This is a genomic window from Carnobacterium sp. CS13 (assembly GCF_016653495.1).
Taxonomy (GTDB): Bacteria; Bacillota; Bacilli; order Lactobacillales; family Carnobacteriaceae; genus Carnobacterium_A; species Carnobacterium_A antarcticum.
In genome coordinates, this window is record NZ_CP067364.1 from 24282 (window position 1) to 49583 (window position 25302).

Annotated in this window: 23 protein-coding genes; 16 read left to right on the forward strand and 7 right to left on the reverse strand. The window is 36.4% G+C overall.

The genetic code is table 11. The features are described from left to right. The first annotated feature begins 2 nt into the window (after positions 1-2). The 9 genes from walK (at position 3) to JHE06_RS00160 (ending at position 11297) form a co-directional block, all read left to right on the forward strand. Entirely contained in the window at positions 3-1847 is a 1845-nt protein-coding gene (gene walK, locus JHE06_RS00120; RefSeq protein WP_058919589.1) for a cell wall metabolism sensor histidine kinase WalK, read from the forward strand. After that, positions 1844-3151: a YycH family regulatory protein gene (locus JHE06_RS00125; protein ID WP_201088899.1), complete on the forward strand. Its 1308-nt coding sequence runs from the start codon at positions 1844-1846 to the stop codon at positions 3149-3151. Before walK ends, JHE06_RS00125 begins: the two co-directional genes overlap by 4 nt. Further along, positions 3141-4034, forward strand: a complete 894-nt coding sequence (locus JHE06_RS00130) for a two-component system regulatory protein YycI (RefSeq protein ID WP_201088900.1) — start codon at positions 3141-3143, stop codon at positions 4032-4034. The genes JHE06_RS00125 and JHE06_RS00130 overlap by 11 nt, the downstream gene beginning before the upstream one ends. 164 nt (positions 4035-4198) lie before the next feature. Next, positions 4199-5011 carry an MBL fold metallo-hydrolase gene (locus tag JHE06_RS00135; RefSeq protein ID WP_201088901.1) on the forward strand — a complete coding sequence of 271 codons (813 nt, stop codon included), beginning with the start codon at positions 4199-4201 and terminating at the stop codon, positions 5009-5011. Between the two features lie 275 nt (positions 5012-5286). Then, the gene (locus JHE06_RS00140; RefSeq protein ID WP_236253522.1) at positions 5287-6534 is read left to right on the forward strand and encodes a S1C family serine protease; all 1248 of its coding nucleotides are present in this window, start codon (positions 5287-5289) and stop codon (positions 6532-6534) included. Between the two features lie 194 nt (positions 6535-6728). After that, the gene (locus JHE06_RS00145; protein WP_201088905.1) at positions 6729-6911 is read left to right on the forward strand and encodes a CxxH/CxxC protein; all 183 of its coding nucleotides are present in this window, start codon (positions 6729-6731) and stop codon (positions 6909-6911) included. Between the two features lie 64 nt (positions 6912-6975). Beyond that, the gene (gene rlmH, locus JHE06_RS00150) at positions 6976-7455 is read left to right on the forward strand and encodes a 23S rRNA (pseudouridine(1915)-N(3))-methyltransferase RlmH (RefSeq protein WP_201088907.1); all 480 of its coding nucleotides are present in this window, start codon (positions 6976-6978) and stop codon (positions 7453-7455) included. Positions 7456-7614: 159 nt separating this feature from the next. After that, entirely contained in the window at positions 7615-10164 is a 2550-nt protein-coding gene (locus tag JHE06_RS00155) for a P-loop NTPase fold protein (protein WP_201088909.1), read from the forward strand. A gap of 317 nt (positions 10165-10481) precedes the next feature. Continuing rightward, a complete protein-coding gene (locus JHE06_RS00160) occupies positions 10482-11297 on the forward strand; it encodes a hypothetical protein (RefSeq protein ID WP_201088911.1) in 816 nt (271 codons plus the stop codon). Between the two features lie 254 nt (positions 11298-11551). Here JHE06_RS00160 and gloA read toward each other — a convergent pair whose 3' ends face one another. Next, positions 11552-11932, reverse strand: a complete 381-nt coding sequence (gene gloA, locus JHE06_RS00165; protein WP_058919599.1) for a lactoylglutathione lyase — start codon at positions 11930-11932, stop codon at positions 11552-11554. A 225-nt stretch (positions 11933-12157) separates the two neighbouring features. On the opposite strand from gloA, the gene yghU reads away from it, so the two are divergent. Then, the gene (gene yghU, locus JHE06_RS00170; RefSeq protein ID WP_201089886.1) at positions 12158-12946 is read left to right on the forward strand and encodes a glutathione-dependent disulfide-bond oxidoreductase; all 789 of its coding nucleotides are present in this window, start codon (positions 12158-12160) and stop codon (positions 12944-12946) included. Positions 12947-13164: 218 nt separating this feature from the next. Here the strand turns inward: yghU and fabV are convergent, their stop codons facing one another. Continuing rightward, a complete protein-coding gene (fabV, locus tag JHE06_RS00175; protein ID WP_201088913.1) occupies positions 13165-14361 on the reverse strand; it encodes an enoyl-ACP reductase FabV in 1197 nt (398 codons plus the stop codon). A 259-nt stretch (positions 14362-14620) separates the two neighbouring features. Between fabV and gloB the strand changes: the two genes are divergently transcribed. Continuing rightward, the gene (gene gloB, locus JHE06_RS00180; RefSeq protein WP_201088915.1) at positions 14621-15325 is read left to right on the forward strand and encodes a hydroxyacylglutathione hydrolase; all 705 of its coding nucleotides are present in this window, start codon (positions 14621-14623) and stop codon (positions 15323-15325) included. Positions 15326-15415: 90 nt separating this feature from the next. Here the strand turns inward: gloB and JHE06_RS00185 are convergent, their stop codons facing one another. Both JHE06_RS00185 and JHE06_RS00190 read right to left on the reverse strand, forming a co-directional pair. After that, positions 15416-15658: a PspA/IM30 family protein gene (locus JHE06_RS00185; protein WP_201088917.1), complete on the reverse strand. Its 243-nt coding sequence runs from the start codon at positions 15656-15658 to the stop codon at positions 15416-15418. A gap of 68 nt (positions 15659-15726) precedes the next feature. Beyond that, positions 15727-16194: a hypothetical protein gene (locus JHE06_RS00190; RefSeq protein WP_201088919.1), complete on the reverse strand. Its 468-nt coding sequence runs from the start codon at positions 16192-16194 to the stop codon at positions 15727-15729. Positions 16195-16715: 521 nt separating this feature from the next. Between JHE06_RS00190 and JHE06_RS00195 the strand changes: the two genes are divergently transcribed. Both JHE06_RS00195 and JHE06_RS00200 read left to right on the forward strand, forming a co-directional pair. After that, entirely contained in the window at positions 16716-17672 is a 957-nt protein-coding gene (locus JHE06_RS00195; RefSeq protein ID WP_201088921.1) for a 2-hydroxyacid dehydrogenase, read from the forward strand. A gap of 359 nt (positions 17673-18031) precedes the next feature. Then, positions 18032-18289 carry a cupin domain-containing protein gene (locus JHE06_RS00200; RefSeq protein ID WP_201088923.1) on the forward strand — a complete coding sequence of 86 codons (258 nt, stop codon included), beginning with the start codon at positions 18032-18034 and terminating at the stop codon, positions 18287-18289. A 180-nt stretch (positions 18290-18469) separates the two neighbouring features. On the opposite strand, the gene JHE06_RS00205 is transcribed toward JHE06_RS00200, so the two are convergent. Further along, entirely contained in the window at positions 18470-20419 is a 1950-nt protein-coding gene (locus JHE06_RS00205) for a glucose PTS transporter subunit IIA (protein ID WP_201088925.1), read from the reverse strand. A gap of 389 nt (positions 20420-20808) precedes the next feature. Between JHE06_RS00205 and allD the strand changes: the two genes are divergently transcribed. Further along, on the forward strand, positions 20809-21867 hold the full coding sequence (gene allD, locus JHE06_RS00210) for an ureidoglycolate dehydrogenase (protein ID WP_156413285.1): 1059 nt from the start codon (positions 20809-20811) through the stop codon (positions 21865-21867). Between the two features lie 259 nt (positions 21868-22126). Here the strand turns inward: allD and JHE06_RS00215 are convergent, their stop codons facing one another. Next, positions 22127-22330, reverse strand: a complete 204-nt coding sequence (locus JHE06_RS00215; protein ID WP_058919608.1) for a hypothetical protein — start codon at positions 22328-22330, stop codon at positions 22127-22129. A gap of 181 nt (positions 22331-22511) precedes the next feature. Between JHE06_RS00215 and JHE06_RS00220 the strand changes: the two genes are divergently transcribed. Next, on the forward strand, positions 22512-23072 hold the full coding sequence (locus tag JHE06_RS00220; RefSeq protein WP_201088927.1) for a DUF488 domain-containing protein: 561 nt from the start codon (positions 22512-22514) through the stop codon (positions 23070-23072). 88 nt (positions 23073-23160) lie between these two features. Here JHE06_RS00220 and JHE06_RS00225 read toward each other — a convergent pair whose 3' ends face one another. Beyond that, a complete protein-coding gene (locus tag JHE06_RS00225) occupies positions 23161-23529 on the reverse strand; it encodes a hypothetical protein (RefSeq protein WP_201088929.1) in 369 nt (122 codons plus the stop codon). 174 nt (positions 23530-23703) lie between these two features. Here JHE06_RS00225 and JHE06_RS00230 point away from each other — a divergent pair, with 174 nt between their 5' ends. After that, positions 23704-25215, forward strand: coding sequence for a BCCT family transporter (locus JHE06_RS00230; RefSeq protein ID WP_058919611.1), 1512 nt, complete (start codon positions 23704-23706; stop codon positions 25213-25215). The last annotated feature ends 87 nt before the right edge of the window (positions 25216-25302 follow it).

A 25302-nucleotide genomic window follows, 5' to 3' on the forward strand; every position in this document is an offset into this window, starting at 1 on the left:
TCATGAAGAAAAAAATTGGGTTTTTTCAATCGATCGATTTTAAAATTGTCTTCGTGTTCATTGTTTTATTATTGGTTGCCTTAGAATTGATAGGAGCCTATTTTGTTAGACAATTAGAAACACAATTGATTGATAACTTTCAAGAGGAACGCAGACTTCAAGTAGGATTTTTGGACAATACGTTGCAACCTCTGTTAGTAGACAAAGAAAATCGGAATTTGAATGAAGAAATTGGAAGGTTGTTAGGAGATTTTTCAGGAAATGGTGTACTAGAAGCCCAAGTCATCAATCCACAACACTACATTTTAGGAACAAGCGACACAACGAATCAATCGGTTGTCGGCATGAAATCGAAAGATCGTGATGTTCATCAAGCTTTATTGTTAAGCAGTAAAACCACAAGTCAATATACGGATCAAACAACCAACGACCGAATCTGGAAGTTGGTTTCTCCAATTATAGCGAATGACGGCTCTAATGAAGTATTAGGCGTCATTTCATTAAAAACCAATATTGAAAGTGTTTATCAACAAATTGAAGAAATTACGATCATCTTTTTAAATGCTTCGCTTATTTCTATGGGTCTGACAGTATTGCTGGCTTTATTTATTTCGCGAGCAATCACTAAACCAATCACTGAAATGACTCACCAAACTATTCAAATGGCAGAAGGCAATTATTCTGGACAAGTAAAAATTTACAGTGAGGATGAGTTGGGACAATTGTCTTTAGCGATCAATGACCTTTCCATCAAAGTAGAAGAAGCACAGGAATCAACAGAAGCAGAGAGAAGAAGATTAAACAGTGTCTTGACCCACATGACAGATGGCGTTATCGCCACTGACCGCAGAGGGAAAATTGTGATCATCAACGAGATGGCCATGGAGATGCTAAATGTTACGCAAGAAACAGCGATTGGCCGATCCATTCTGGAAGTTCTGAAAAAAGAAAAAGAATTTTCATTGCGTAAATTATTAGAAAATGAAGAAGAGTTATCTTTTAATTTTTCAACGCCTGAAAACCCCTTGATTTTGCAAGGAGGATTTTCTTTGATCCAAAGAGAAACGGGTTTTATCAGCGGAATCGTCTGCGTCTTGCATGATGTAACGGAACAAGAGAAAATAGAACGGGAACGCAGAGACTTTGTCTCGAATGTTTCACACGAGTTAAGAACACCATTAACCAGCATGCGGAGCTATCTGGAAGCTCTGATCGATGGGGCTTGGAAAGATCCTGAGATCGCACCGAATTTTCTGCAAGTTACGCAAGAAGAGACCGATCGCATGATTCGTATGATTTCTGATTTATTGAACTTATCAAGAATGGATGCAGGCAATAGCGAATTGGAATTGGAGTACATCAATATCAATGAATTGATGAGCCACGTACTGGATCGCTTTGATATGATGATCCAATCTTCGGATAAACCTAAAAAGGCCTTTTCAATCAAACGCGAATTTACCAATCGTCAGATTTGGGCCGAAATAGATACGGATAAAATGATGCAAGTATTTGATAACATTATGAATAATGCTATTAAATATTCGCCGGACGGCGGAACGATCACTTGTCGGCTGCAGGAAACGCATAATAGCGTCGTTATCAGCGTTTCTGATCAAGGAATGGGAATACCAAGGAAAGACTTGCCGCATGTCTTTGACCGCTTTTATCGAGTAGATAAGGCCAGAGCACGTTCGATGGGCGGGACAGGTCTGGGTCTAGCCATTTCTAAAGAAGTGATTCAACGACATGGCGGAAAAATTTGGGTAGACAGCATCGAAGGAAAAGGGACAACCTTTTATGTTTCGTTGCCGTATCTCCCTTATGAGGAGGATGATTGGGAATGAAAGGAACAGGATTTATCAGAATAGCTTTGATATTTCTCATTATCCTCAGTCTTTTTCTGACTTGGGCGATTTGGACTATGCCGAGTCAGTACGATGAACAAACCAACAACGATCAAAAAAAGACCTCTTCTGTGACAATTTCACGACAGCTTTCGCATGTGTTCGGTCCCTCGCAGATTGTTTTACATGAAGCAGGAATGGACAAAATAACGACTAATCGTGCGACTTTGTCGACGTTCTCCAAATTTTTTATGGTGGATTGGCAAATGGAAAATTTAGAAGATCCTTTAGAAATTTCGAATGAGAACTATCAGAACAGTCTGTCTCAATCAGATAAAATAGAGTTGATTTATTTGGAAAATATTCCTTTTGGAATGATGAGCGATAAATTTACCAATTTGCCTGGAGAGTACCAGAATCGGACGTTTGATCGGGTGTATCTTTCTATTTCTGACCCAGACAGAATTTATTTCTATAATACGGATTCTGATTTATTGTACAGCAGCAGCCTAGAAGGTGTGGATCAGGAAAAATTGATGGCGGCTCTTCGAAAAGAAGAAGCAGCTTATCAGTCTGTGATGACCGTGAAGGCCAAGAACAACAACATATATTTACCGATTGCCCCGTTTGAACTGCCTTATCTAACCTATATGGTGGAAAGACAGCCGAATAGTCTGTTTATTGAACGATTATTTGACGATACTTCTGAAGTGAAAGAAACGCGGAGTGAAAATTCCGTTCAGTATATTGACTACATTAGTAAAATGTTTGTCAACGAAGACACGAATATTCTAAGTTATTACCGTAATCGCGCATCGGACAAAAAAATGCCGTTAACTGAGACGCTAAGAGATTCGTTCACTGAATTGATGTTGTATGAAAACTGGTCCGATGAAATCCATTTCTTTGACTACAACAGCCAAAGCAATGTCGTCACCTATCGTCGGTATATTGACGGTTATCCTGTTTTCGGAACGACCGATTATGGGGCAACACACATTACAGTTGTTGAAAATGGCATGTCAGAATTACAAGTACCATTAATGGTTGCACAAACGCCGATTTCAGATGAAGACAATCAAAAAGAACTACTAAATGGGGAAGAATTGCTGCTGTATTTAGCAGAACAAGGTTATGCCATCGAAGAGATCGAAGATATCCAATTAGGGTACACATGGTCTAATAGTTCTGAATCCAGCCGAGTGATTAGTTTAGAGCCTGATTGGTACATTTATGTCAATGGTTCTTGGCTGAACTCTCGAGATTTGCATCAGGATGGAGGAGATGAGAGCAATGGACTTTAAGCGAATTGAAATCATTTTTGTCCTGACCTTCCTGGCACTGAATGTTTTTCTCCTAGTGACTTATTTTGATAAAAATTACAATGACTTCTCAGAAAATGATTCTAATGTTCAAGTGAATTTTATAGATGAAATGGATAAAGCCAACATCAAGTTGCCTAAATTCCAAAATGAAACAAATAAAGTTCCTTATGTTCAAACTGAAGCAAACGATTTGTTAACAGAAAACCGCGACAAACTTAGCAATCAAACGAGAATTGTTGAAGAAAATGGAGCGATTTACAGCAGTATCTTATCTAATCCAATTGCCTTGTCTCAAGAAAAAAAATTAACGTCTAAAGATATCGAAAAATTAAACGATTTCGTAAAAAGCGATCAAATCTTGTTTGGAAAAGACTATCAATTTTTCCGCTATATTCCCTCGGGGCAACAAATTATTTATGCACAAATTGCAAATAATATTCCAATTACCGATGGAACTTCAGAAATCATTTTTCATTTAGACAGCAGTAAGCAAGTCATTTCTTACGAACAACGTTATGTAGGACCAGTCACGGTGCAAGGTGAAAGTCGTGAATTGATCACAGATAAAAATGCCGTCGATATTTTGTATCAAAATAATGAAATACCGGCAGATACTACTGTGAAAAAGCCTATTTTAGGTTATTACCGCACACTGAATTTGGAAGAATTAAGCATGTACGCGCCTGTCTGGTTTGTAGAAATAGATTCCAGTACCGATACGCAAGCGAAGCGTGTTGATGCTATTAATGGGACTATTATCAAGAGTTCTTCTACAGAGACACCGCCATCAGAAGAAAAAGACGACTCATCTGCCGATTCTTCTGAATCGAGTTCCAGTGAGCTGTCTTCAGAGAAACAATAAACAATCAAACCCTTAAACCAGCGACCTAAGAGATTTTTCTTGGTTCGCTGGTTTTTTTGGTTCTTTATCAAACCGTGTTGGTCATTATTAGGATCAAACAGACAGGTAGATATTTTGCGGTATTTGGTATAAAATGAGTGGGATGATCGAGGGGGATTAGTGAAATGTTAAAAGGCCAAAATCAAGGATTAAAAGTCAGTATTCTAGCGAGTGGCAGTTCTGGAAACGTGACGTATATTGAGTCAGAAAAAAAGAAACTATTAGTTGACGGTGGATTAAGCGGAAAAAAAATTACTGAATTATTAAAAAAAATCGATCGTGATGTTGCCGATTTGGACGGTATCTTAGTTACCCATGAGCACCGGGATCATGTACATGGGGTTGGTGTGTTAGCTCGTAAATACAAATTAGATGTTTATGCTAACGAAAAAACGTGGGAAGCAATGTCTCCGATTATTGGCGATATCAAAACAGAGCAAAAATTTGTTTTTGAAATGGGTAAAACAATGGCAATTGGAGACGTAGATGTAGAAAGTTTCGGTGTGTCTCATGATGCTGTGGATCCCCAATTTTATACGTTTCATAAGAACGATAAACGATTTGTGATGTTGACCGATACAGGATATGTGAGCGATAGGATGCGTGGTATTTTAGCGGATGCGGATGCTTATTTATTCGAGAGCAACCATGATTTAGAAATGTTGCGGATGGGTGCTTACCCTTGGCATTTAAAACAACGGATTTTAGGCGATAAAGGTCATTTATCAAATGAAGACGGTGCTTTAGCTTTAGCTGAAATCATAGGAGAAAAAACCAAACGTGTATACCTAGGCCATTTAAGCAAAGACAATAATATCAAAGAATTAGCCCGTATGACTGCGGAAAGTATATTAAAAGAAAAAGGGACCGGAGTAGGCGAAACCTTCACTGTTTATGACACAGATCCCAGTGAACCAACTTCTTTATTTGTTATTTAATATAAACGAAAATTAAATGAACACTTCTCCAGACCATAGAAAAGAACAATTATGGTTTGGATTTTTTTTGCAAAAAATGCGAATAAGGGAAGATGATGGCTATCCCTAAAAATTAAGGTTAGAATAAAGAAAAGTGAGAGCAGATAACGCTAGTAAAAAGGATACTTATGGTAAACTAAAAGAAAAATAGTGTTAATTGGTCTAATTGTTTTCATAAAAAATTCAAAGGTTAAGGTTAAACTAAAGCTATAAAAAAAAGGTGAGAGGTGATTAAAGTGAGCCAAAATAATAAAAAATCAACAAATGAAACCAAACCTAAAAAACGTGGAACATTAAAGTCCGGTATTCTTGGCGGAGTGATTGGGGGATTGGTCGTCGCTTTGTTGGGTGGAGGATACCTTTATACGATGGAACCCGATATGCCCACTAATTCAACAGGGATAGTCGATAAGAATGGCAAAGTAACAACTACCGATGTCAGCGTCAATGTTACTTCTGAAGTAACCGATGCAGTAGCGAAAGTTGAAGATTCGGTTGTTTCAGTCGTAAATATGCAAGAGCAAAATACAGAAGGGTTCGGCGGCATTTTTGGTTCTGATTCTGATGGTACAAATATGTCAGAGGATTCTAGTTTGCAGACTGCTGGTGAAGGCAGCGGCGTCATTTATAAAATCGATGGCGATACCGCTTATGTCGTGACCAATAATCATGTTATCAATGAGTCGGATGCCGTTGAAGTGCTGATGAAAGACGGCACAAAAGTAGAAGCTGAAATTATTGGAACAGATATTTGGACCGATTTAGCAGTTTTATCTATTCCATCTGAAAACGTGACGAAAGCAGCAACTTTTGGAGATTCTGATAGCTTAACAGTTGGCGAGCCTGCTATTGCTATTGGTTCACCGCTAGGTACTAATTTCGCATCTTCTGTTACTCAAGGTATCATCTCTGCTAAAAATAGGAGTGTGGATACAGATATTAACGGAGATGGCGTCATTGACTGGGAAATGACAGCTCTGCAAACCGATGCAGCGATCAACCCGGGAAACTCAGGAGGGGCTTTGATCAATATTGCTGGACAAGTAATTGGAATCAACTCCATGAAAATCTCGACAGATACGGTTGAAGGAATGGGATTTGCTATTCCTAGTAACGATGTTGTCAGCATTATCAATCAATTAGAAACAGAAGGTAAAGTTGTTCGTCCTGTTCTTGGCATCAGCCTCTTGGATATTTCACAAATATCTGAGCAGCAACAAGCAAGTGTCTTGAAATTGCCAAAAGATGTGACAGCAGGTGTAGTCGTTGGACAGGTACAACCTGATTCAGCAGCAGAAAAAGGCGGCTTAGAGCAATACGATGTTATAGTGAAATTTAATGGCGAGGACGTTGTTGATACCATTTCGTTGCGTAAAGAAATTTACAAAACTGAACTTGGCAAAGAAATCGAAGTTGAGTATTACCGCAATGGAAAATTAGAAAAAACAACCATCACCATGACCGATACAGAGTCGATAACTTAAAGATAAAAAACCGAGTATCCACATTTTAACCAATGTGGATACTCGGTTTTTTTAGGCTTTTTTTCGCAAAAAATTCAAAACTGGGGATAAACAAATCAAAATAGTTTTGAACATTGTGCATAAGTGCTGTAAAATGGAAAAAGACACACATCGTGGAAACGAAAGTTATCCACAAAAATTGGAGGAGACTGTGGATGGAACGTATTTATGCTTGTCAAGAAGATGTAGAAGAAGCGCTAGATGATGCAGTTTATGGCGGTTTTGAAATGCCGATATTGAAGCCTGTTGACCCTGTGGATAACGTTGAAGTGAAATGTGCTTATTGCCAAAGCCCAGCCATATATGTGGTAGAGAACGGGTATTCGTCTACCATATGAAGTGCTGGAGTTGTGTACATGTGGATAACTTTTGTGGATAACTACGTTTTTAAGGGGGATAACTGTGAATATCAAAATTATTACTGTTGGAAAATTAAAAGAGAAGTATTTAAAAATGGGAATCGCAGAATATACGAAACGGCTAGTAAGCTACTGCAAAATTGAATTAATTGAAGTTCCAGATGAAAAAGCTCCCGAAAAATTAAGCGAAGCAGAAATGCTTCAAGTCAAAGAAAAAGAAGGCGAACGGATACTGTCTAAAATCTCAGATCAGGCTTATGTATTTGCTTTAGCGATTGAAGGAAGTCAGCGGACATCTGAAGCATTTTCTAAAGAAATTGAACAGCTCGGTATTCAAGGAAAAAGCAATTTGGTTTTTGTCATCGGCGGCTCATTGGGATTAAGCGAAGCAGTGATGAAACGCAGCAATGCTCAAATCTCTTTTGGAAAAATGACGCTGCCGCATCAATTGATGCGTTTAGTGCTGATCGAACAAATTTACCGCAGCTTTAGAATTATGAAGAATGAACCGTACCATAAGTAAATGAGGTTTTTAATTTTATGATTTATTCGTATTACTACAAATTTTAAAATTATCCCAATTTGTTCAAAAAATGATATTAAAAATTTTTTCAACTTATCAAAATTAGAATAGTGAGTATTAACAAAGATGATTTTAAATAGTGACAAAAGGAGAACCAGTATGAAAAATAAACTCCATCAATATTTTACCGATTTAAATGAATACTTTAGTCCAAGTAAAATTTTGTTTAATTCTTTTATTAGTAGTTTTTTGTTGATATGGATGGATTATAAGAATCTGATAAGTCAATTTGGTAGTGATGTTTTTGGCAAGTTTATGATAATATTTTTTCTCGTAATCTTGCTCTTTTTAGTTTTTTTAAATTATAAAAAATTATCTTACTCACTATACGCTAAAGATTTGTCTGAAACCGACATTATATTAATTTCCGTTAGTATTAACTTAGTGAGTTTATTATGTTTTAGAATTATAGCCTTATATAACTTAAATTTTATTACTATAATATTATTTTTTTCATTTTTAGCTTTATTTGGATTGATATTTTTAAGAGTTTTAAGAATAGGTACCGATTCTCTAAAGGAACCGGTTACTAGTATTACTGTTGATTTGCGATTAATAATAAATAATGAAATTGAATATGAGAAAAACTTTATATTAGGTGAGGATGCAGTTGAATACGATTTACTAGATAGAGAGCCTATAGTTAATGAGTTAAAAAGTTTAATAAAAGACTACAATTCTGAAGAACGTTTGGTTATTGGCATAGAAGGTAAATGGGGAACTGGAAAATCCACAATTGTTAATAATCTAAGCAATGAAATAAAAGATAACGATGAAATATTGATTATTGACGAATTTAATCCATGGGTATATGAAAATAATGCGGCTATGTTCAAGGGATTACTCGATAAAGTGTTTGATAGAGAGACTTTTGAGATTTCTTCAGAAGAATTAACTAGAATAAAAAAATCTTTTTTTTCATTAGTATTCGGTGAAAAATTTAATGGTTTACAAAACTTAATAAATGAAACTAAATATGATGAGCAAGCTCTTTTGAAAAGGATCAATAATTATTTAAATAAAAATAATCGAAAGATAGTTTTAATTATTGATAATTTAGATAGGTTATCTAGTGACAAGATAGTTTTAATTTTAAGTTTTGTCCATAACGTACTAAGTGGTATAGAAAATTTCATTATAATTTTAGCTTATGATCAAGAAGAATTAAATGATATCTTACTAAGTGAGAATATATCTAAAAAATATTTAAGCAAGTTAATTCAAAAAAGAATAATTTTACCGGTTCCGAATAAATCAACAATAGTAAGAATTTCATATTTATCGTTATCAAATATATTAAAGGGATTTAATATAGAATATTCTGAAACTGAATTACAATTTATTGTCAATTCTTTAGTAAATCAAGGATTAGAATTAAGAGAATTGAAAAGAATAATAAATTCTATAATTTTACCATTGAGAAAATTTACAACGCATAAATATTTTACTGATTATTTTATATTGGAACTAATTAAATATTTTGACTACGATTTGTATCTAGAAATGTACGAAAACCCTGATATGTTTATAACATTTGATAGTAAAGATTACGCATGGGATAAGGCTAAACAAAATAATGAAAATAAGGAATATTTTGATAAACTTTCAAAAAAACATGGAAATTATTTTTCTTTATTGCAATTAAATTTTTCTAAAGTGAAAGATTATCTTAACGGATCAGATTTAAACTTAAGAACTTCGTATACACGGCAAGATCCTGCGTATAAAAATGCTCATAAAAATAAAAGAATATATAGTGCAGACTTTTATTCAATGTATTTTAATTTTAGCTTGACTAAAGAAGCAGAAATATCTGAAAAAATGAATGAATTCCTTGGTAGTAATAACCCCTCAAAATCTGGTACTGATGCAGCAATAGAGTATATTTACAGTTTAGACATAGAAGAGCAGAATTATTCATTGATGCATATAGAATATATTGGTGATGACATCCTTTTAGAGAATCGAATATATTTTATTGAAGAATTATTGAAGAATTTAGATGCGTTATCTGATGAACGTCCATTCTTAGGTATAAGTAATAGAGAAAGAATTATCATTCTTATTTCTGAGTTGTTGGTAGTGATAAAAGATGAGAAAACTATCAAGTCTTTTCTAAATGAAAATTTAAATAAAATAAACGATATTTCGAATTTAGACAGTCTTATATATTGGACAAACTCTAAGGAAAAAGTAAAAATTGAGAACGACAACATAGCGAGTATTGTAAAAGAACATTTGGGTAATATTATCATTAAAATAGTGAGTAATAAAGTAAATATCTTTGATTATGATTTAAATAAAAAAGGCAATTTAATTTCTGTTTATAAATATTACTTAAGTGAAGATAAAGATTTAGATGAGCTTAAAGAATATTTAAAGGGATTATACAACAAAAATACTCTTTATAAAATACTTTATGAATTTATTTTTAGCTCAACTGATGGATCCACATATGAATATTATGTGAGTCAAGATTTCGAAAAACTAAATGATATGGAAATGATATTTGAGTTAATAAATCAAACGGAGCCTGAAGATGAAAAACAAACAATAATTAAAGAAATATATTTTTTGACTAAAGAAGAAATATTTACATCATCTGATATGTCTGAAAGAGGTGTAATGAATTTGAATTATAGGTTATGATTTTCTAGTGCCTACTTAGGGAGTAGTAGTTGTTTGGCTTAGGAAAATTGTATGAAAGCACCTATGAGTTTTTATTCTTAGATTAGTATCTTTAATTTAGTGCAGAAGAATCCTGTATTCAAGATAATTTAGTAGCTAAGTACTAGTTAATCGAAAAGTGATTTAATAAAAATATTGTAATAGATAAAATTAAAACCTCATTTAGATATAGTACGGAGAACCGTATCATAAGTAAATGAGGTTTTTACGAGAATGACAGTATATTTAAAAGCTATCTTGAAAGTGAAAAAATACAACATGTTTTAAGGAGGGAAACCTTGTATACGTTAAACAACTTAAGGAAGAAGTTAGTTACTCAGAAAATAACTGAAGAAGAATATGAATTATTGAAAGATTTTAATGAAGATTTCCAAAAGTATGCAAATATTTATGATTGTTGCTTCAATGTAATGAAGTCTTTAGAGGAGCTTAATACATTTAATGAAGGTACTAAGTACGATGATAAAATTACTTTAAATATACTATATGCTGAATATAAATATCTTATATATAAATACATTTTATTTACTAGACAGTTAGTCGACAATATGAAATCTTTTGGTGCCCAAATTAAGAATGAGAATATAGAAACGATAATAAAAGAATATGAAAAAAAGGACGAGAGTCAATTCTTGAAAGTATTGAGAGATTTTGGGCAACATTTTTCATTGCCAATAACTAATTTCTCAAAAGAAATTGATATTGTTAGCGGTGAAATAACATGTGAGTTGATAATTGAAAAGAATCACCTTGAAAAAAATAAAGGAAAGAACTATAAAAACGATAAATATATTAGCAGTATAGAGCTAGAGGAAATTAATGTATTAAACTATTTACCAGAATGGGAGAAAAACATTTTAGACTTGTTTAGTATAGTCACTAAAGAATTTTGTCTTTCAATTGATAAAAATACCACTAAAATATTAAGAGAGTACTTTCAACCGTACAAGGATGGAGATTACTTCTTTTCTCCTGATTCAATTAGTTTGGGCGAAGATGTAGGGGGATCGTTCTATTCAAAAGAAACATTCTATTTTGATGAAAATGCTATGTTGATAATGGTTTCAATAATTAATACTATTGATAATCAGTAAAAAGGTCTATTACGTGAGTGAATCTATGTAGTATGATAAGGAATATATACTGTTAATCAAAAAGATATGTGAAACAACTCTACGTTGATTAAAAACCGCAGAGACAAAGGATACGGAGAACCGTACCATAAGTAAATGAGGTTTTTAGAAAGTAATGAACGTACAAATAATTTTGAGAAATAATAAGAGGGAATTAAAAAATGTAAGCATATTGGCAACAACCAACATGCTTACATTTAAAATAGTAGAAAAAATTATTTTGCACGCTTTACTTCAATTCGATAGCCATCAGGGTCTGTCACAAAGAAATATGTGGGTGTGCCGCCTGAAAGTCCTCTTAACTCACCTGTTTCATAAGCAGAAGCCTTACAAACTTCATGCATTTTTTCTAAGTCACTGACAGTCACACCTAAATGACTGAAGCCATTTCCTACATTATATGGCTCGGCATCGTAATTGTAAGTGAGTTCAATTTGAACAGACGAACCGGGAGAATTCAGGTAAACTAAATCAAACTTATTTTCAGGGAATTCTCTGCGGCTGGCAACTTCAAAATCGAATAGATTCGTATAAAAGTCTAAAGTAGCCTCAATATTTCTGACACGCAGGCAAATCTCAACGAGTTCTTGCTTCATAATAATATCATCCTCCAATAGTTTCTTATTTTTATTCTAGCATGAATAGGTCATATAGGCACGCCCATGTTATCTTCTATATTGCTTTCTAATAGATCAATAGGCAAAAAGCACAGCTTAAAGGAGTTGAGAGACCTGTATAATAAATAAATAAGCTAAAACTTGGGCATATTGGTACAGGAGTAGTATGATGGAGGTACTATAAACATTATGAGGAGTGGTATGATGACAGCATATGAATTACCAAAAGTATGGCAGTGGGAAGAAGAGAATTCAAACAAAGGCGGCAATCGTCCAACAGCTGGCAGTCGTTTCGAACAAAAATTACCAGTCGGTGACGCTCCGTTCCAACTCTATTCACTAGGAACACCGAATGGCATTAAAGTCACGATTATGTTCGAAGAGCTAAAAGAATTAGGTATAGAAGACGTAGACTATGACTTGTACACTATTAATATCGGGGAAGGCGACCAATTTGGTTCGGATTTCGTCGAGATTAATCCTAACTCTAAAATTCCAGCCCTTGTTGACCAAAGTCAAAGTCCTCGTGTGGAAATATTTGAATCAGGTTCCATTCTTCTTTACTTGGCCGAGAAATTTGACCAACTGATTCCAACTGATATTCATGGTCGGACTGAAACCCTTAATTGGTTATTCTGGCAAACAGGAGCAGGTCCTTATGTTGGTGGAGGATTTGGCCACTTTTTCGCTTATGCTCCAGAGCCTATGAAATATCCGATTGATCGCTTCACGATGGAAACGAAACGACAATTGGATTTACTCGATAAAACTTTAGCACAGCGTCCTTATATAGCTGGCGATATTTATACCATTGCAGATATTGGCATCTGGTCTTGGTACGGTCGTTTAGCTTCAGGAAAATTATATGAAGGATCATATGAATTTTTAAATCTGGATGAATACCCTCATCTCTTAGAATGGTCTCACCGCATTGCAGAACGACCAGGCGTTCAAAGAGGTCTTGCAGCAGAGTCTCAACCGCTTGGGGAGTAATTCAAGAAAATAATGCATTGAGGTTTTTCTCCTCATAGATAGAACTAAAACCTCATTTAGATATACTACGGAGAGCCGTATTATAAATAAATGAGGTTTTCTATTTTGAGATGAGATAAGAAAATCGTTTAACATTATTAATACACAGAAAAAAGGCTATGACTATAGAGCCATAACCTTCCTAATCCTTACTGGCATAGTTTGATGCGGCGCCAAAATTAATATTTTAATGCTTTTAATTCTTCAAGAGTAACCTCTTGGTCAACATAGTTATCAACCATGAAGCCACTTAAATTTGAGAACTCTTTGTAAAAGATGTCATAAGCTGTTAATTCGGAATTAAAGTTTTCTTCATTTAATTTTAGAATGAGTTCCTTCGTTTTGGCTTGAGTGTCGCTGTCAAGTTCCCAACTATCAGGTCTCAATCGGCCAACTTCATCATACTCGGGCTTGTCGCCATAAATCATTTCTCGATAAATTCGGTCTTGATGCATAATGGTTGTTTCATGAGTTCCTTTTTCTGCCATTACTTTGTAAAGACCGATACAATAAACTGGGAAGAAAGGAATAACTGAACTTGCTTTAGTAGTAACTGCAGTAGCAACCACGATCAAGGCTTTGCCATTGATGTCTGTAAGTAATGCGTTGATATTATCCGCTTTTTCATCACAATCTGCTTTGGCACGGCCAAGAGTACCGCCGCCATAGTAATCGTGATTCAGTTCAGTTCCTAGATAAGAATAATTAGTTGTTAGCACTTCATCCGCCAATACGTCTGCTTCTTTTAGTGCTTCCATCCATAGTTGCCAGTCTTCTCCACCCATTACTTTGACTGTATCATGGATTTCCTGATCAGTTGCGGGATCTAAGGTTTCCGTGTAGAATTCTTGCTTTTGCATATTGATATTCGGTCCCACTACAGGCTCTCCAATAGCTTTAATAGAAGAACTATATGTCTCCCCAGTATCAGGATCTGTTCTTCTGCCGCTTGCCAGACTGTAAACGACTAAGTCTACTTTGCCCCCAAATTCGCTCTTTATATAATCGATAACTTCTTGCTTGCTCTCATGACTGAAGGCATCTTGAACAAAGTTTTTAGCAATCAGCCCGTCTTTTTCAGCAGCTTCTCGGAAAGCAATATTGTTGTACCAACCAGCTGTTCCTAGGTTTCTTTCGTTCTTTGGTCCTTTTTCAAAAGAAACGCCGATCGTATCTGCTCCCGCACCGAAAGCCAAGTTTATTCGAGTGGCTAAACCGTAGCTTGATGATGCACCAATGATTAATACTTTTTTGGGGCCTTGATAAGTCCCTTTATTTTTCACATAGTCGATTTGATTCAATACTTCCTGTTTGCATCCAAGTGGATTTATACCTAGAGCTACATTTCCACGTATATTTTGTTCAAATTTCAACATAATTCATATTCCTCCATTTCATCCTCATAGGAATATAATATCAGAAAAAGGACCTAAAGAATAATTAACTACCAAAATTTCAATTTTAAACGATTAAAGCAAATTATAGATGAGGAGTTGTGTGAACAAGAAAAGCTTATTTTTACTCCTGCCAGAACCAATCAATCCATAGTCATCTTGGCTGAAGATTTGAAAAAATCATCGATTTATTTAAAAATGCGTTAGTTACAGTAAAAATTAAAAATGAGGAGGAATAAGAATGAACATTCACCCAATCAAGGCTTTTTCTGACAATTATATTTGGGTTATTGAAGAAGGAACAGAAGTAGTGGTAGTCGATCCAGGAGAAGCTGAAGGTGTGATGGATTACCTGGAAGAACAACAGCTGCATTTAACCGCCATTCTTTTGACCCATAATCACGAGGACCATATCGGTGGAGTGAAAAAAATGGTAGCGAAATATCCGGATACCCCCATTTATGGTCCAAAAGAAACGGAACCCTTAGCTGATCGTATTATTCAAGAAGGAGAAAGTTTCAGGTTATTGGGCCAGACTTTTCAAGTCATCAAAACAGGTGGGCATACCCATGGGCACATCAGTTTCTTGATGGGAGAGGAAGCCCTTTTTTGTGGAGACGCCTTGTTCTCAGCAGGCTGCGGCCGGGTGTTCACAGGAGATTACCAAGCCCAATACGATGCCTTGCAGAAATTCAAACGCTTAGATGATGAGATACAAGTCTATGCAGCTCATGAATACACGCAAACGAATCTGCGTTTTGCCCATTCTATGCAGCCGTCTAACAAATCAGTTTCTGAAGCATTAGACCAAGCCAATGATTTGCGTGCAAAAGAAGAGCCCACTTTACCATCAATCATCGGCCGAGAGAAAAAAATCAATCTGTTTCTTCAGGCAGAGACGTTAGAAGCTTTTGTAGAACTGCGTAAAGCGCGTGATGATTTCTAAAGGGTGTTTTCAAACAAAAAAAAGCAGAACGGTCTTTTAAATAAACCGTTCTGCTTTTACTTATTTTATTTAATAGAAAAAGTGTCGTTATTATAAGCCCATATCTGATTTTAGACGGTTCAACTCGTCTTCAACAGCGGTTGAACCTTCGCTCGAATATTTTTCTTCCAGTGGCTTAGCTTCGTCAACTGGTTCTTGATTTAATTCTGACATAGCATTGGTTTCATCCAGCATGCTGTCAGCTTTATCTTCAATACGCAAGAATGAACCCATAGCACGGCGGCCTTTTAAGGTCTCGATATCAGAAGCTAATTTATCATGCATCTGACGCATTTTGCATCATTTTCATGTGCAGCAACGGTCGATATAATCCAATAGGATATCGCCAGCTTCTGTATCGATCACACTTTTCGCTGGGTTCCGGACACATAGTAAACTATATACTGATTGGGGACAGGCTCATAGAACACAAGCAGGAGATGCGCCTCGTCTGTAAACAGCTGATCATATAGTTCTCTGGAAAAGTTGGACATTTCTTCGTTCGTTAGACTGGTAGAACCGTCGATGTTATCTGTTATGTAAACGTGAGACTGTACTCCTGTTTTATCGTAGAAGTACTTCAAGTCCTTAGTCAGCTTTGTTTGGTTGCTGATCCAACTGGCTTCGTCGGTAAAGTAAGTCGTTTCATTTACGGCAACTTTGTCTAACGGATCACGTTCTATTGTTGACTTCGAGATATCATTCGAACTGCTTGAATTGCCAGAACTGTTGAACATAAAACTGCCAAATAAAGAAGATAAAATAAACAGGATGAATAAGATGATCAGAATGGTTTCTCCGCCGCCTGGTCTTCCACCACTTCTGCCCATGAAATCGCACTCTCTTTTATTCTGCTATCGTTTTTATATAGAGAAGATTGATTACTTTAGAACATTGATGGATAGACTTAACTATATCAGCAAACAACTCAAAGCAATATACCCGAAACTAGAAGTTTTTGGTATATTTCGAGAGATGGTTCCTGCATTATAAAGTAATTATATTTTACCGGTATTCTTCCTTTAAAAGGGAAGGAATTGATGATGGGAATAGAATAGAATTGAAACGAAAAAACTAACAAGAGAGTTGAATATTTGCAAACTATTGCAGGTACATTCGTAGCATTCATCGATAAAAAAGCTCAGTAATAGGTAAGCTTAAAATCCAAAAATGCAAAAAGAGGAAGCAGAATTTTTTCTTGTTCCTTTTTAATGTAAATGAGTTGACAGTGTCATCCTTAAGCGTTAGTGTTAATATATAAGTATAGCAAAAGGGATTGTGAATTTATTCACTATGCGTTCGGGAAAGCCGTTTAGTAAGTCATTAACCTATAGTGAAAGGAATGGATTAAATGTTAGTTAAGTTATTAGAACCATTAAATGTTCCAAATTCGCTTATTGAAAAATTGGCGGAGCCTATCAAAGAGATTGGGCATGAATTTGTTTACTACAATGAAAAAACAACTGATCCGACAGAGTTAGCGAAACGAAGCGAAGACGCAGATGTTATTATGATTGCTAATAACCCCTATCCTACAGAAGTGATTGATCAAAATGAAAAATTAAAATTAATCAATGTCGCCTTTACTGGTGTAGACCATGTTGGCATCGCTGATGCTAAAAAACAAGACATTTTGGTCTGTAACGCAGCTGGATATGCAAACCAGGCTGTTGCAGAACTAACGATTGGTTTAGTTTTAGATTTATATCGCCAAATCGCACAAGGCAATCAAGACATCCGTGCTGAACAGTTCTCAGGAGCGTTCCAAGGCAGCGAAATAAAAGGGAAAACGGTTGGAATTATTGGTACGGGGAAAATTGGTTCCATGACTGCTCGTTTATTTAAAGCATTTGGAGTAAAGTTAGTTGCTATGGATCATTCTCCAAGTCCAGAAGCTGAGAGGTTAGATATTGAATATATGGAGTTAGATGAATTGCTGAGAAACTCTGACATTGTATCCTTACATGTTCCATTATCTCCTAGCACAAAAGGAATGATTTCTAAAGAAAAGTTAGCATTAATGAAAGAATCAGCTATTTTAATCAACTGCGCGCGGGGGCCAATTGTTGATAATGATGCCTTGGCGGATGCATTAAATGACGGACAGATTGCTGGAGCCGGTATTGATGTGTTTGATATGGAGCCTCCTATTCCTGGGGACTATAAATTATTACACGCAAAAAATACGATCTTAACACCACATGTAGGTTTCCTTACTAATGAAGCAATGGAACTGCGGGCTGGTATTGCGTTCGATAACACACTTGCGTTCTTAGAAGGCGAGCCTAAAAACGTTATTGAGCGATAATGCTAGACAGAATTTCGTCCAAAATCGTGATTCGTTTCAACCATTAACGTACGTTTGTAAAGTTGATTGATCAACATAAAAACTTGTGCTATTTAGAAAACAGTCTAAATAGTACAATTTTGTGTTAAGTAATCCGTTAGTTATTTAAACCAAGCAACAAGTCATATGTGAATTATTGAGCAATTAATGTATAATAAAATCAAAAATAGAAAATGAGGAGGAAATACAACGAACTTAACAAAATTAGCAAGAGAAGATTTAAAGAATCATATTTTCCATTAGCCCGATATTCAAGAATTTAGAGAAGAAGAAGCGACAAAACATATTTTCTATGAAACACCTAATAGCGTAGGAGCTGTATGGTATGGTGCATGTATCCAGGCCAGACATTGCCGACCCACTCACATGAGCAGGCTGACGATATTTGGATCGTCATTGAAGGAACGGCCGATTATTATCCTGAATGCGGCGAAATAGTTCAAATCAAAGCAGGGGACGTTATAGTTGCCCGTGCAGGTGAAAAGCATGGTATGGCGAATAATTCTGATGAAGATTTCATTATGTTAGGAATTGCGGGACCGACACCACTTGGTTTCATTCCGCATAACAATGATTAAGCTAAACATAACGTTACCTTTTCATATGGACAGCACCCCAAGAAAACAGAACTATTCTGATTTTTTGGAGTGCTGTCCACTAATATTTATTTTTAATGTAGGAAAGAAATACATTAATGCGTTTACTAGTTAATAATTGGCATCCATTAGGAAGTGATCTGGTTTCTTTTCACTAAAAAACTAAAATTGCTGCATTTTTGCTGGATTTTTTGGTTTTTCACGTTTTTCTCTCATTTGCATGGAATCGTTGTACCCCCAGAAATAAGTGAGTGTAAAGGAAACAATCAATGTAATCGCCGTTGCAAGAACTGCAAACCAAAAGTTAGAGGTAATCCCTAATTTAGGATCGATATAGGATGGCAGACCAATGATCGACCCGATAATGCTCCACATATTAACATCTAATAAACCGACAAGAAAACCGCCAACCGCGCTGCCTATACTGGCACAGATGAAAGGACGTCGGTAACGCAGTGTTATACCATAAATAGCTGGTTCAGTAATTCCACAGAATGCGGAAATGGCTGCTGCGTATCCTATTTCTTTCAGCTCTGCTTTTTTAGTCTTCATAGCGACAGCCAATGCTGCGCCGCCTTGGCCGACGATTGTAACACTTACCATGGCTGAGAGGTGGCTATAACCTAAAGTTGCAAAGTCATTAATATATATCGGCATAATGCCCCAGTGCAATCCAAAGATAACGAGTATTTGATAAAAACCATCAATAATGGCTCCAAAAATAGGCGCGTTCCAGTTTAGAAAGGTTTCAAGGCCGCTTGCCAAAGCAAAAGATAACCAGGTAATGACCGGTCCAGTGATCAAAAATGTGATTGAAGTGACTAATCCAATAACAATGATTGGATTAATAATTGCTTGCAGAAAAGCAGGAACCCATGTTTTTAGCCAAGCTTCTATTTTCTTTACCAACCAGGCAGCTAATATCATTGGAAAAATAGAATAGGAATAAGAAACAAATGGAAAATCAACGGGTCCAATCGATAAAACATTCAGCCCCTTGTCAGCAGCTTCGAGGAGGGTAGGATAGGCAATGGCACCGCCAACGACCGCTGTTAAAATGGCATTGCCGCCTAATCTGATTGCAGCGTTGAAGCCGATCAAAATAGGCAAGAAGTAAAAGACTGCATCAGCCATTGCGCTTACCAGCAAATAAAAATTACCCGCTTCAGAGACAACATTTAATCCTGTTAATAAAGCCAATAACCCTTTCATAACACCTGAAGCAGCAAGAATGCTGATGATTGGAGTCATTGAACCAGTAATGGTCCCTAATAATTGATTAGAACCATTTTTTATTTTTTCTAAGACGGTTTTATCTTCTGAGTTGTCAGGAATAGGACTGGCAGCATCTTGTTTGTTTTCAGAAAAAGACAGTTGCGACATAACGGCCTCGTAGACATCGTTAACAGCCGGGCCGATAATAACTTGATACTGGCCGCCGGCTGTTGCTACTCCGAGGACACCTTTTAAATCTTGCATTGCATCGCCATTCGTTTTTGATTCATCTTTTAAGTAAAAACGAAGACGTGTGATGCAGTGAATCAAACTATCGATATTTTCTTCGCCGCCGACATAACGAATAATGTTTTCAGCTAAACTTTGGTAATTTTCTGTTTGGTGTTGTTTGCTTTTTTTGTTACCAGGTAGAAGCTCAATAGAAGCAGCCAAATTACCAGCAGATGTATTGCCATATTCAACCGTCATTTCTTTTATTTTTTCCGAGAAATTTGTAATGGCTGTTATAACGGTCGTCTTTTTTTCTGCCGATTCAATTGCTTTAAGATCCATGGAGCAAATCTTTGAGTTCTCAGCAACTGAGTCGCCTTCTTTAACAAAAAGCTCAAAAGGAGTACCGTTAAGATCTACTGTATCAATTCCCAGATGCAAGACAATAGCTAAACCTTCGTTTGTTTCAATACCGATAGCATGTTTAGTTGGAGCGATAAAAGCAATCTTTCCAGCTGCTGGGCTAACGATTTTTTCATCCATTGGCTCTATTGCAAAGCCGTCTCCCATCATTTTTTTTGAAAATACTGGGTCGTCCACGTCTGACAGTTTGATTATCCGCCCGCTGGCTGGAGAGTAGACACTGAGGTTATATATATCTTTCATAACTTTTAAGCCCCTTTATTCTAGTATGTTTTCATTAAACGTATATTCTCACATCTTTGCAAATCGTTCCACTAATTGACTTTTACGGTTTTGATAAACGAATGAAGTTGGGCAATTCTTATGGATTGATGCCATTCAAAAAACGCAGCATACAAACGTGGTTATCTAATTTGCACAATTTTATAAATAGATTTGTTAGTTTAATCTAATGCAATAAAAACAGTATGCGCTTACACTGGTGTGGTAGAGAAAGATAGTCTACTTCTTTTTTCGGAAGAGACAGCTAAATAAGTTTTTCAACAGAACTAAACGTACCTCTGGTGCAAGTATAGACAGTAACTTAAAATAATAAGAAATAGGTGAGTGTATTGACAGACGTAGTGAAAGTAATGCCAGATAAATTACACGATTTAATCCAGAAAAAACTAGAAAAAGCCGGTTTGCATTCGGATCAGGCTGAAGAAGTTGCTAACCACTTAGTCTACGCAGATTCTAGAGGGATTCACTCTCATGGAGCTGTGCGTGTTGAATACTATGCAGAAAGAATAGCTAAAGGAGGAGTCACTTTAGATCCTCAAGTTAAATTTGAAAAGACTGGTCCAAGTTCAGCCATTTTTCATGGAGATAATGGAATAGGCCAGTACATTTGCAACTTAGCGATAGATGAAGCAATACCTTTTGCGAAAGAAAGCGGTGTGGCCATTGTAGGTGTCTCAAAAATGAGCCACAGCGGGGTTCTTTCTTATTATGTAAAGAAAGCAGCAGAAAATGACTTGATTTGTATTGCAATGTGCCAGTCAGATCCTATGGTTGTTCCTTTTGGAGGAGCCGAAACTTACTATGGCACGAATCCAATTGCTTATGGAGTACCTAGAAAAACAGGCGAGCCGATTTTATTTGACATGGCTACAACCGTTCAAGCATGGGGTAAGGTATTGGATGCCCGCTCAAAAAATAAAGATATTCCCGACACTTGGGCAGTAAATGATGAAGGTGTGCCGACCACAAACCCTCACGACGTGGCGGGCTTGTTGCCGATAGCTGGCCCTAAAGGATACGGGTTGATGATGATGGTGGATATCCTTTCAGGAATGCTGTTAGGTTTACCATTTGGCAAGCACGTTTCTTCCATGTACGCAAATATGACAGAAGGAAGAAACTTAGGGCAACTCTATATTTTGATTGATCCTAAGCGTTTTACCAACTTAGATAGTTTTAAAGATGATATTGAAGAAACGATTGATGAGTTGCACCAAATCCGTCCAGCAAAAGGGTTCGATCAAGTATACGTGCCAGGCGAGAGAGGTCAATTGCGTGAAAAAGGATTTCTTAAAGAAGGAATACCAATTGAGAAAAGCATTTATGACTATTTAGCAAGCGATATCGTTCATACAGATAGGTACAATGGATTAAATGCTTTTGCAGAAAAGCCAGATTTAAATGGCTAGAATGTTTGATACTTTTAGGGAGTGAAATTTCCTCCTGAATTTACGTGTTTGCTTGTAGAAAGCCATGGGACCGCCCTCTTGGCTCTCCAGGTTTTCAAGCCTCAAACGAAGCGTAAACGCTTCGTAATTCGCATTGAATCCTCTTCATGGCTACAAGCAGCCACTATTCCTCCGAAAATTTCAAAGGTATAGAACAGGCATACATTTATTTAGCTTACCAACACCAAAAATGTTAGAAACTACTTTATTAAATCCTGGTTCAGGATTTATTTTTTTTACCGTCTTTGTTTTTTAGGACAATATGAACTCCATATATGACTGCAAAAAGTACTATTGAATCGATTATAACGTAAACAAAAGAATTAGAAATAAGATCTTTTACAAATAGTTCCATAATAAGCTGTACAAGAAAGACACTTATTCCAGTTAGCGCTGCATATAATGATCTATCATTCTTTTTCATTTTAAAACCTCCTTAAGGGTTGAATTTAAATGAAACACACACACACTTCTATTTTTTTTTGATTATTCGATGGCATGAATAAGATGTGCCAGTCTCTTATATTGACACAAATTAAAATAAAAGTAAAAATAGAAAGCAGACTGTAAAGCATTTCGAAACTGATAAGAAAGGGGAGATAAAAGTGGATATTTATACCATTGGGCATTCAACACATAGCAGTGAGGAGTTTACTGATTGGCTCAAGGCTTACAAGATAGAGACACTGGTTGATGTTCGTTCGTATCCAGGCAGCAAACATATGCCTCAATTTAATAAAGAAAATATGGAAAAGTGGATACCGGAACAGGGTATTCGCTATCTTCATATGCCGGAATTAGGCGGCAGAAGAAAGAAGAACCGGGAAATAGATGAATCATTGATCAACGGCTGGCGCAATCCTTCTTTTCGAAATTATGCTGCCTATAGTTTAACTGAAGAGTATGAAAAAGGGATAAGCGGATTGATGGCAATTGAAGATAAAGAACGCGTATGCTACATGTGTTCTGAAAGCGTGCCATGGAGGTGTCACCGATTGGTTATTTCAAATACGTTAGTTTTAAAAGGGCTGTCGGTTCATCATATCATGACAGAGAAAAAAACGATTCTGCATGAAATCGGAATGTACGGGGCAAAAGCCGTAAGAGAAGGCTCAAAATTAATTTACCCCAAGCAGCAAGAAGATATGGAATCTTCTGCTGATTAAGGATACGATTTTTGATAAGAACAGAAAAAATACCGTTTATGTTTTGGTTAACATAAGCGGTATTCTTATTCTTTTGAAAGGATGCTGTTTAATTCATTTCTCGTACAGCATAATAATCGCCAGCATTGTCTTTGAAGTTGAACGTTCTAAAATCGCCTTGGTAGACATATTCGCCGGTGTAATAATGATCTTTTTCCAGCTGATCATGGATTTCTGCGAAAATAGGAGTATGAATCAAAATAGACGGTTTGTTATCTGCAACTTCAGGGGATTGTTCTCTGATAAAGTCGATATCTAATAATTGAAAGTGACAGTAAGGCGACACTTCAAGCGTAATAGCAACGAAATTACCCAGTTCCATTCGCTCAATTTCTTTAGCTTTAAGGTACTGTTTCCAAAAAGAAGCATTTTCTTCTACATTTTCAACGTATAGTCCAATATTTATCGTATTTTTCATTTGAAACCCTCCATTTAAAGAATTTTTAAAATGCATGATGATAGTATTGCCTCGCTACAATTTTATGATAAATGAAGAAGGAAGTCGATTAGATAGAATCCAAAGACAATTAACTTGGTCTAATGCCTTTCTCTCCGTATAATAAGAAGAAACTATACGAAAGGAGACGAGAACATGAAACGTGGGAAAAAAAGTTATACAGCCTATCTATCATCCGTCGTTATTTGTGTGCTTTTTACGATTTGGGGTGCCATACCTGGCAGTTTGCTGGGAAAGTACTCTATGAGCCGTGTTGCAGAGACTTTGCAAAATTGGATTTCTAAAGGTTTTGGATGGCTTTATGTGCTGTTAATGGCAGCGGTTCTGATAGCGGTGATATACTTGCTGTTTTCTAAATATGGCAACATCAAACTGGGCCGTCAGGATGACAAACCGGAATTTAGTTATTTTTCTTGGGTAGCCATGTTGTTTAGTGCAGGGATGGGGATTGGATTGGTTTTCTGGGGAGTAGCCGAACCCGTCATGCATTTGCATGATCCAGCCATTCCATCTTCTGATAGGTTAGCAAATGCTAGAGAATCCATGACCTATACTTTTTTTCATTGGGGCTTGCAACCCTGGGCTTTATACGCTCTAATTGGGCTTATCATTGCTTATACGACTTTCCGAAAAGACAAGCCTGCTATTATTAGTGAGAGTGTCACACCGTTGTTTGCAAAGAGGTATAGAGGAACTATCGGTACAATCGTAGATACGATCGCTATTATTGCCACGGTATTCGGAGTAGCAACTTCTTTAGGTTTAGGGGCTCAGCAAATCGCAGGGGGCCTTAGTTTTTCAATCAGCTGGATACCGAATACATTTGCTATTCAGTTGGTCGTTATCATAACTGTAACAGTTCTTTATCTTATCAGTGCTACAACTGGATTAGATAAAGGGGTAAAAATTTTAAGCAATCTGAATATTGTGTTGGCTGTTCTTTTGATGCTTGCAGTTCTTCTTATTGGTCCGACGGCGTATCTGCTAGATTTATTCGTGCAAAGTGTTGGGAATTATTTCCAAAAACTACCGGAAATGAGCTTTCGTTTAGCAGCGTTTAGTTCCGAAAATAGACAATGGATCGACAAATGGACCATCTTTTACTGGTCGTGGTGGATTTCATGGGCACCTTACGTCTCTTCTTTTATTGCTCGAATTTCAAAAGGCAGAACGATTCGGGAATTTGTCGGAGGAGTGCTTATTGTTCCAACAGTCTTTACCTTTCTTTGGTTTTCTGTGTTTGGCGGGACTGGAATTTGGCAAGAATTGTTCAATGATAACAATCTTATTCAAGTTATTACGGAAAAAGGAACAGAGACAGGACTGTTTGCAATGCTGGAAAGTTATGGAAGTATTGGGAAAGTAATCACTGGACTGGCTATTTTACTGATTTCGACTTTCTTTATTACTTCAGCCGATTCTGCTACTTACGTATTGGCCATGTTTAGTACAAATGGTAATCTGACTCCGCATGCACGTGTCAAGCTCTTATGGGGAATTATCATGTCGAGTATAGCTGCGATCTTGCTTTATGCAGGAGGGCTGGAATCTCTGCAAGCTATTGCGGTACTTGGTTCATTTCCGTTTTTATTCGTTGTGATCTTAATGACCATCAATTTCTTTAAGTGGTTAAGGGAAGAAAAATGACGGAAATTCAGATTTTAAAAAAGGGCTATGTCTTTTCAGATAGCCCTTTTTGTTCATTAAGAATAGAGCAGAAATTATGTGTTCGAT

Coding starts and splice junctions, on each gene's coding strand:
- walK (WP_058919589.1), top strand. CDS start 3: ATGAAGAAAAAAATTGGGTTTTTTCAATCGATCGATTTTAAAATTGTC.
- JHE06_RS00125 (WP_201088899.1), top strand. CDS start 1,844: ATGAAAGGAACAGGATTTATCAGAATAGCTTTGATATTTCTCATTATC.
- JHE06_RS00130 (WP_201088900.1), top strand. CDS start 3,141: ATGGACTTTAAGCGAATTGAAATCATTTTTGTCCTGACCTTCCTGGCA.
- JHE06_RS00135 (WP_201088901.1), top strand. CDS start 4,199: ATGTTAAAAGGCCAAAATCAAGGATTAAAAGTCAGTATTCTAGCGAGT.
- JHE06_RS00145 (WP_201088905.1), top strand. CDS start 6,729: ATGGAACGTATTTATGCTTGTCAAGAAGATGTAGAAGAAGCGCTAGAT.
- JHE06_RS00155 (WP_201088909.1), top strand. CDS start 7,615: ATGAAAAATAAACTCCATCAATATTTTACCGATTTAAATGAATACTTT.
- gloA (WP_058919599.1), bottom strand. CDS start 11,932: ATGAAGCAAGAACTCGTTGAGATTTGCCTGCGTGTCAGAAATATTGAG.
- yghU (WP_201089886.1), top strand. CDS start 12,158: ATGACAGCATATGAATTACCAAAAGTATGGCAGTGGGAAGAAGAGAAT.
- fabV (WP_201088913.1), bottom strand. CDS start 14,361: ATGTTGAAATTTGAACAAAATATACGTGGAAATGTAGCTCTAGGTATA.
- gloB (WP_201088915.1), top strand. CDS start 14,621: ATGAACATTCACCCAATCAAGGCTTTTTCTGACAATTATATTTGGGTT.
- JHE06_RS00185 (WP_201088917.1), bottom strand. CDS start 15,658: ATGCGTCAGATGCATGATAAATTAGCTTCTGATATCGAGACCTTAAAA.
- JHE06_RS00190 (WP_201088919.1), bottom strand. CDS start 16,194: ATGGGCAGAAGTGGTGGAAGACCAGGCGGCGGAGAAACCATTCTGATC.
- JHE06_RS00195 (WP_201088921.1), top strand. CDS start 16,716: ATGTTAGTTAAGTTATTAGAACCATTAAATGTTCCAAATTCGCTTATT.
- JHE06_RS00200 (WP_201088923.1), top strand. CDS start 18,032: ATGGTATGGTGCATGTATCCAGGCCAGACATTGCCGACCCACTCACAT.
- JHE06_RS00205 (WP_201088925.1), bottom strand. CDS start 20,419: ATGAAAGATATATATAACCTCAGTGTCTACTCTCCAGCCAGCGGGCGG.
- allD (WP_156413285.1), top strand. CDS start 20,809: ATGCCAGATAAATTACACGATTTAATCCAGAAAAAACTAGAAAAAGCC.
- JHE06_RS00215 (WP_058919608.1), bottom strand. CDS start 22,330: ATGAAAAAGAATGATAGATCATTATATGCAGCGCTAACTGGAATAAGT.
- JHE06_RS00225 (WP_201088929.1), bottom strand. CDS start 23,529: ATGAAAAATACGATAAATATTGGACTATACGTTGAAAATGTAGAAGAA.
- JHE06_RS00230 (WP_058919611.1), top strand. CDS start 23,704: ATGAAACGTGGGAAAAAAAGTTATACAGCCTATCTATCATCCGTCGTT.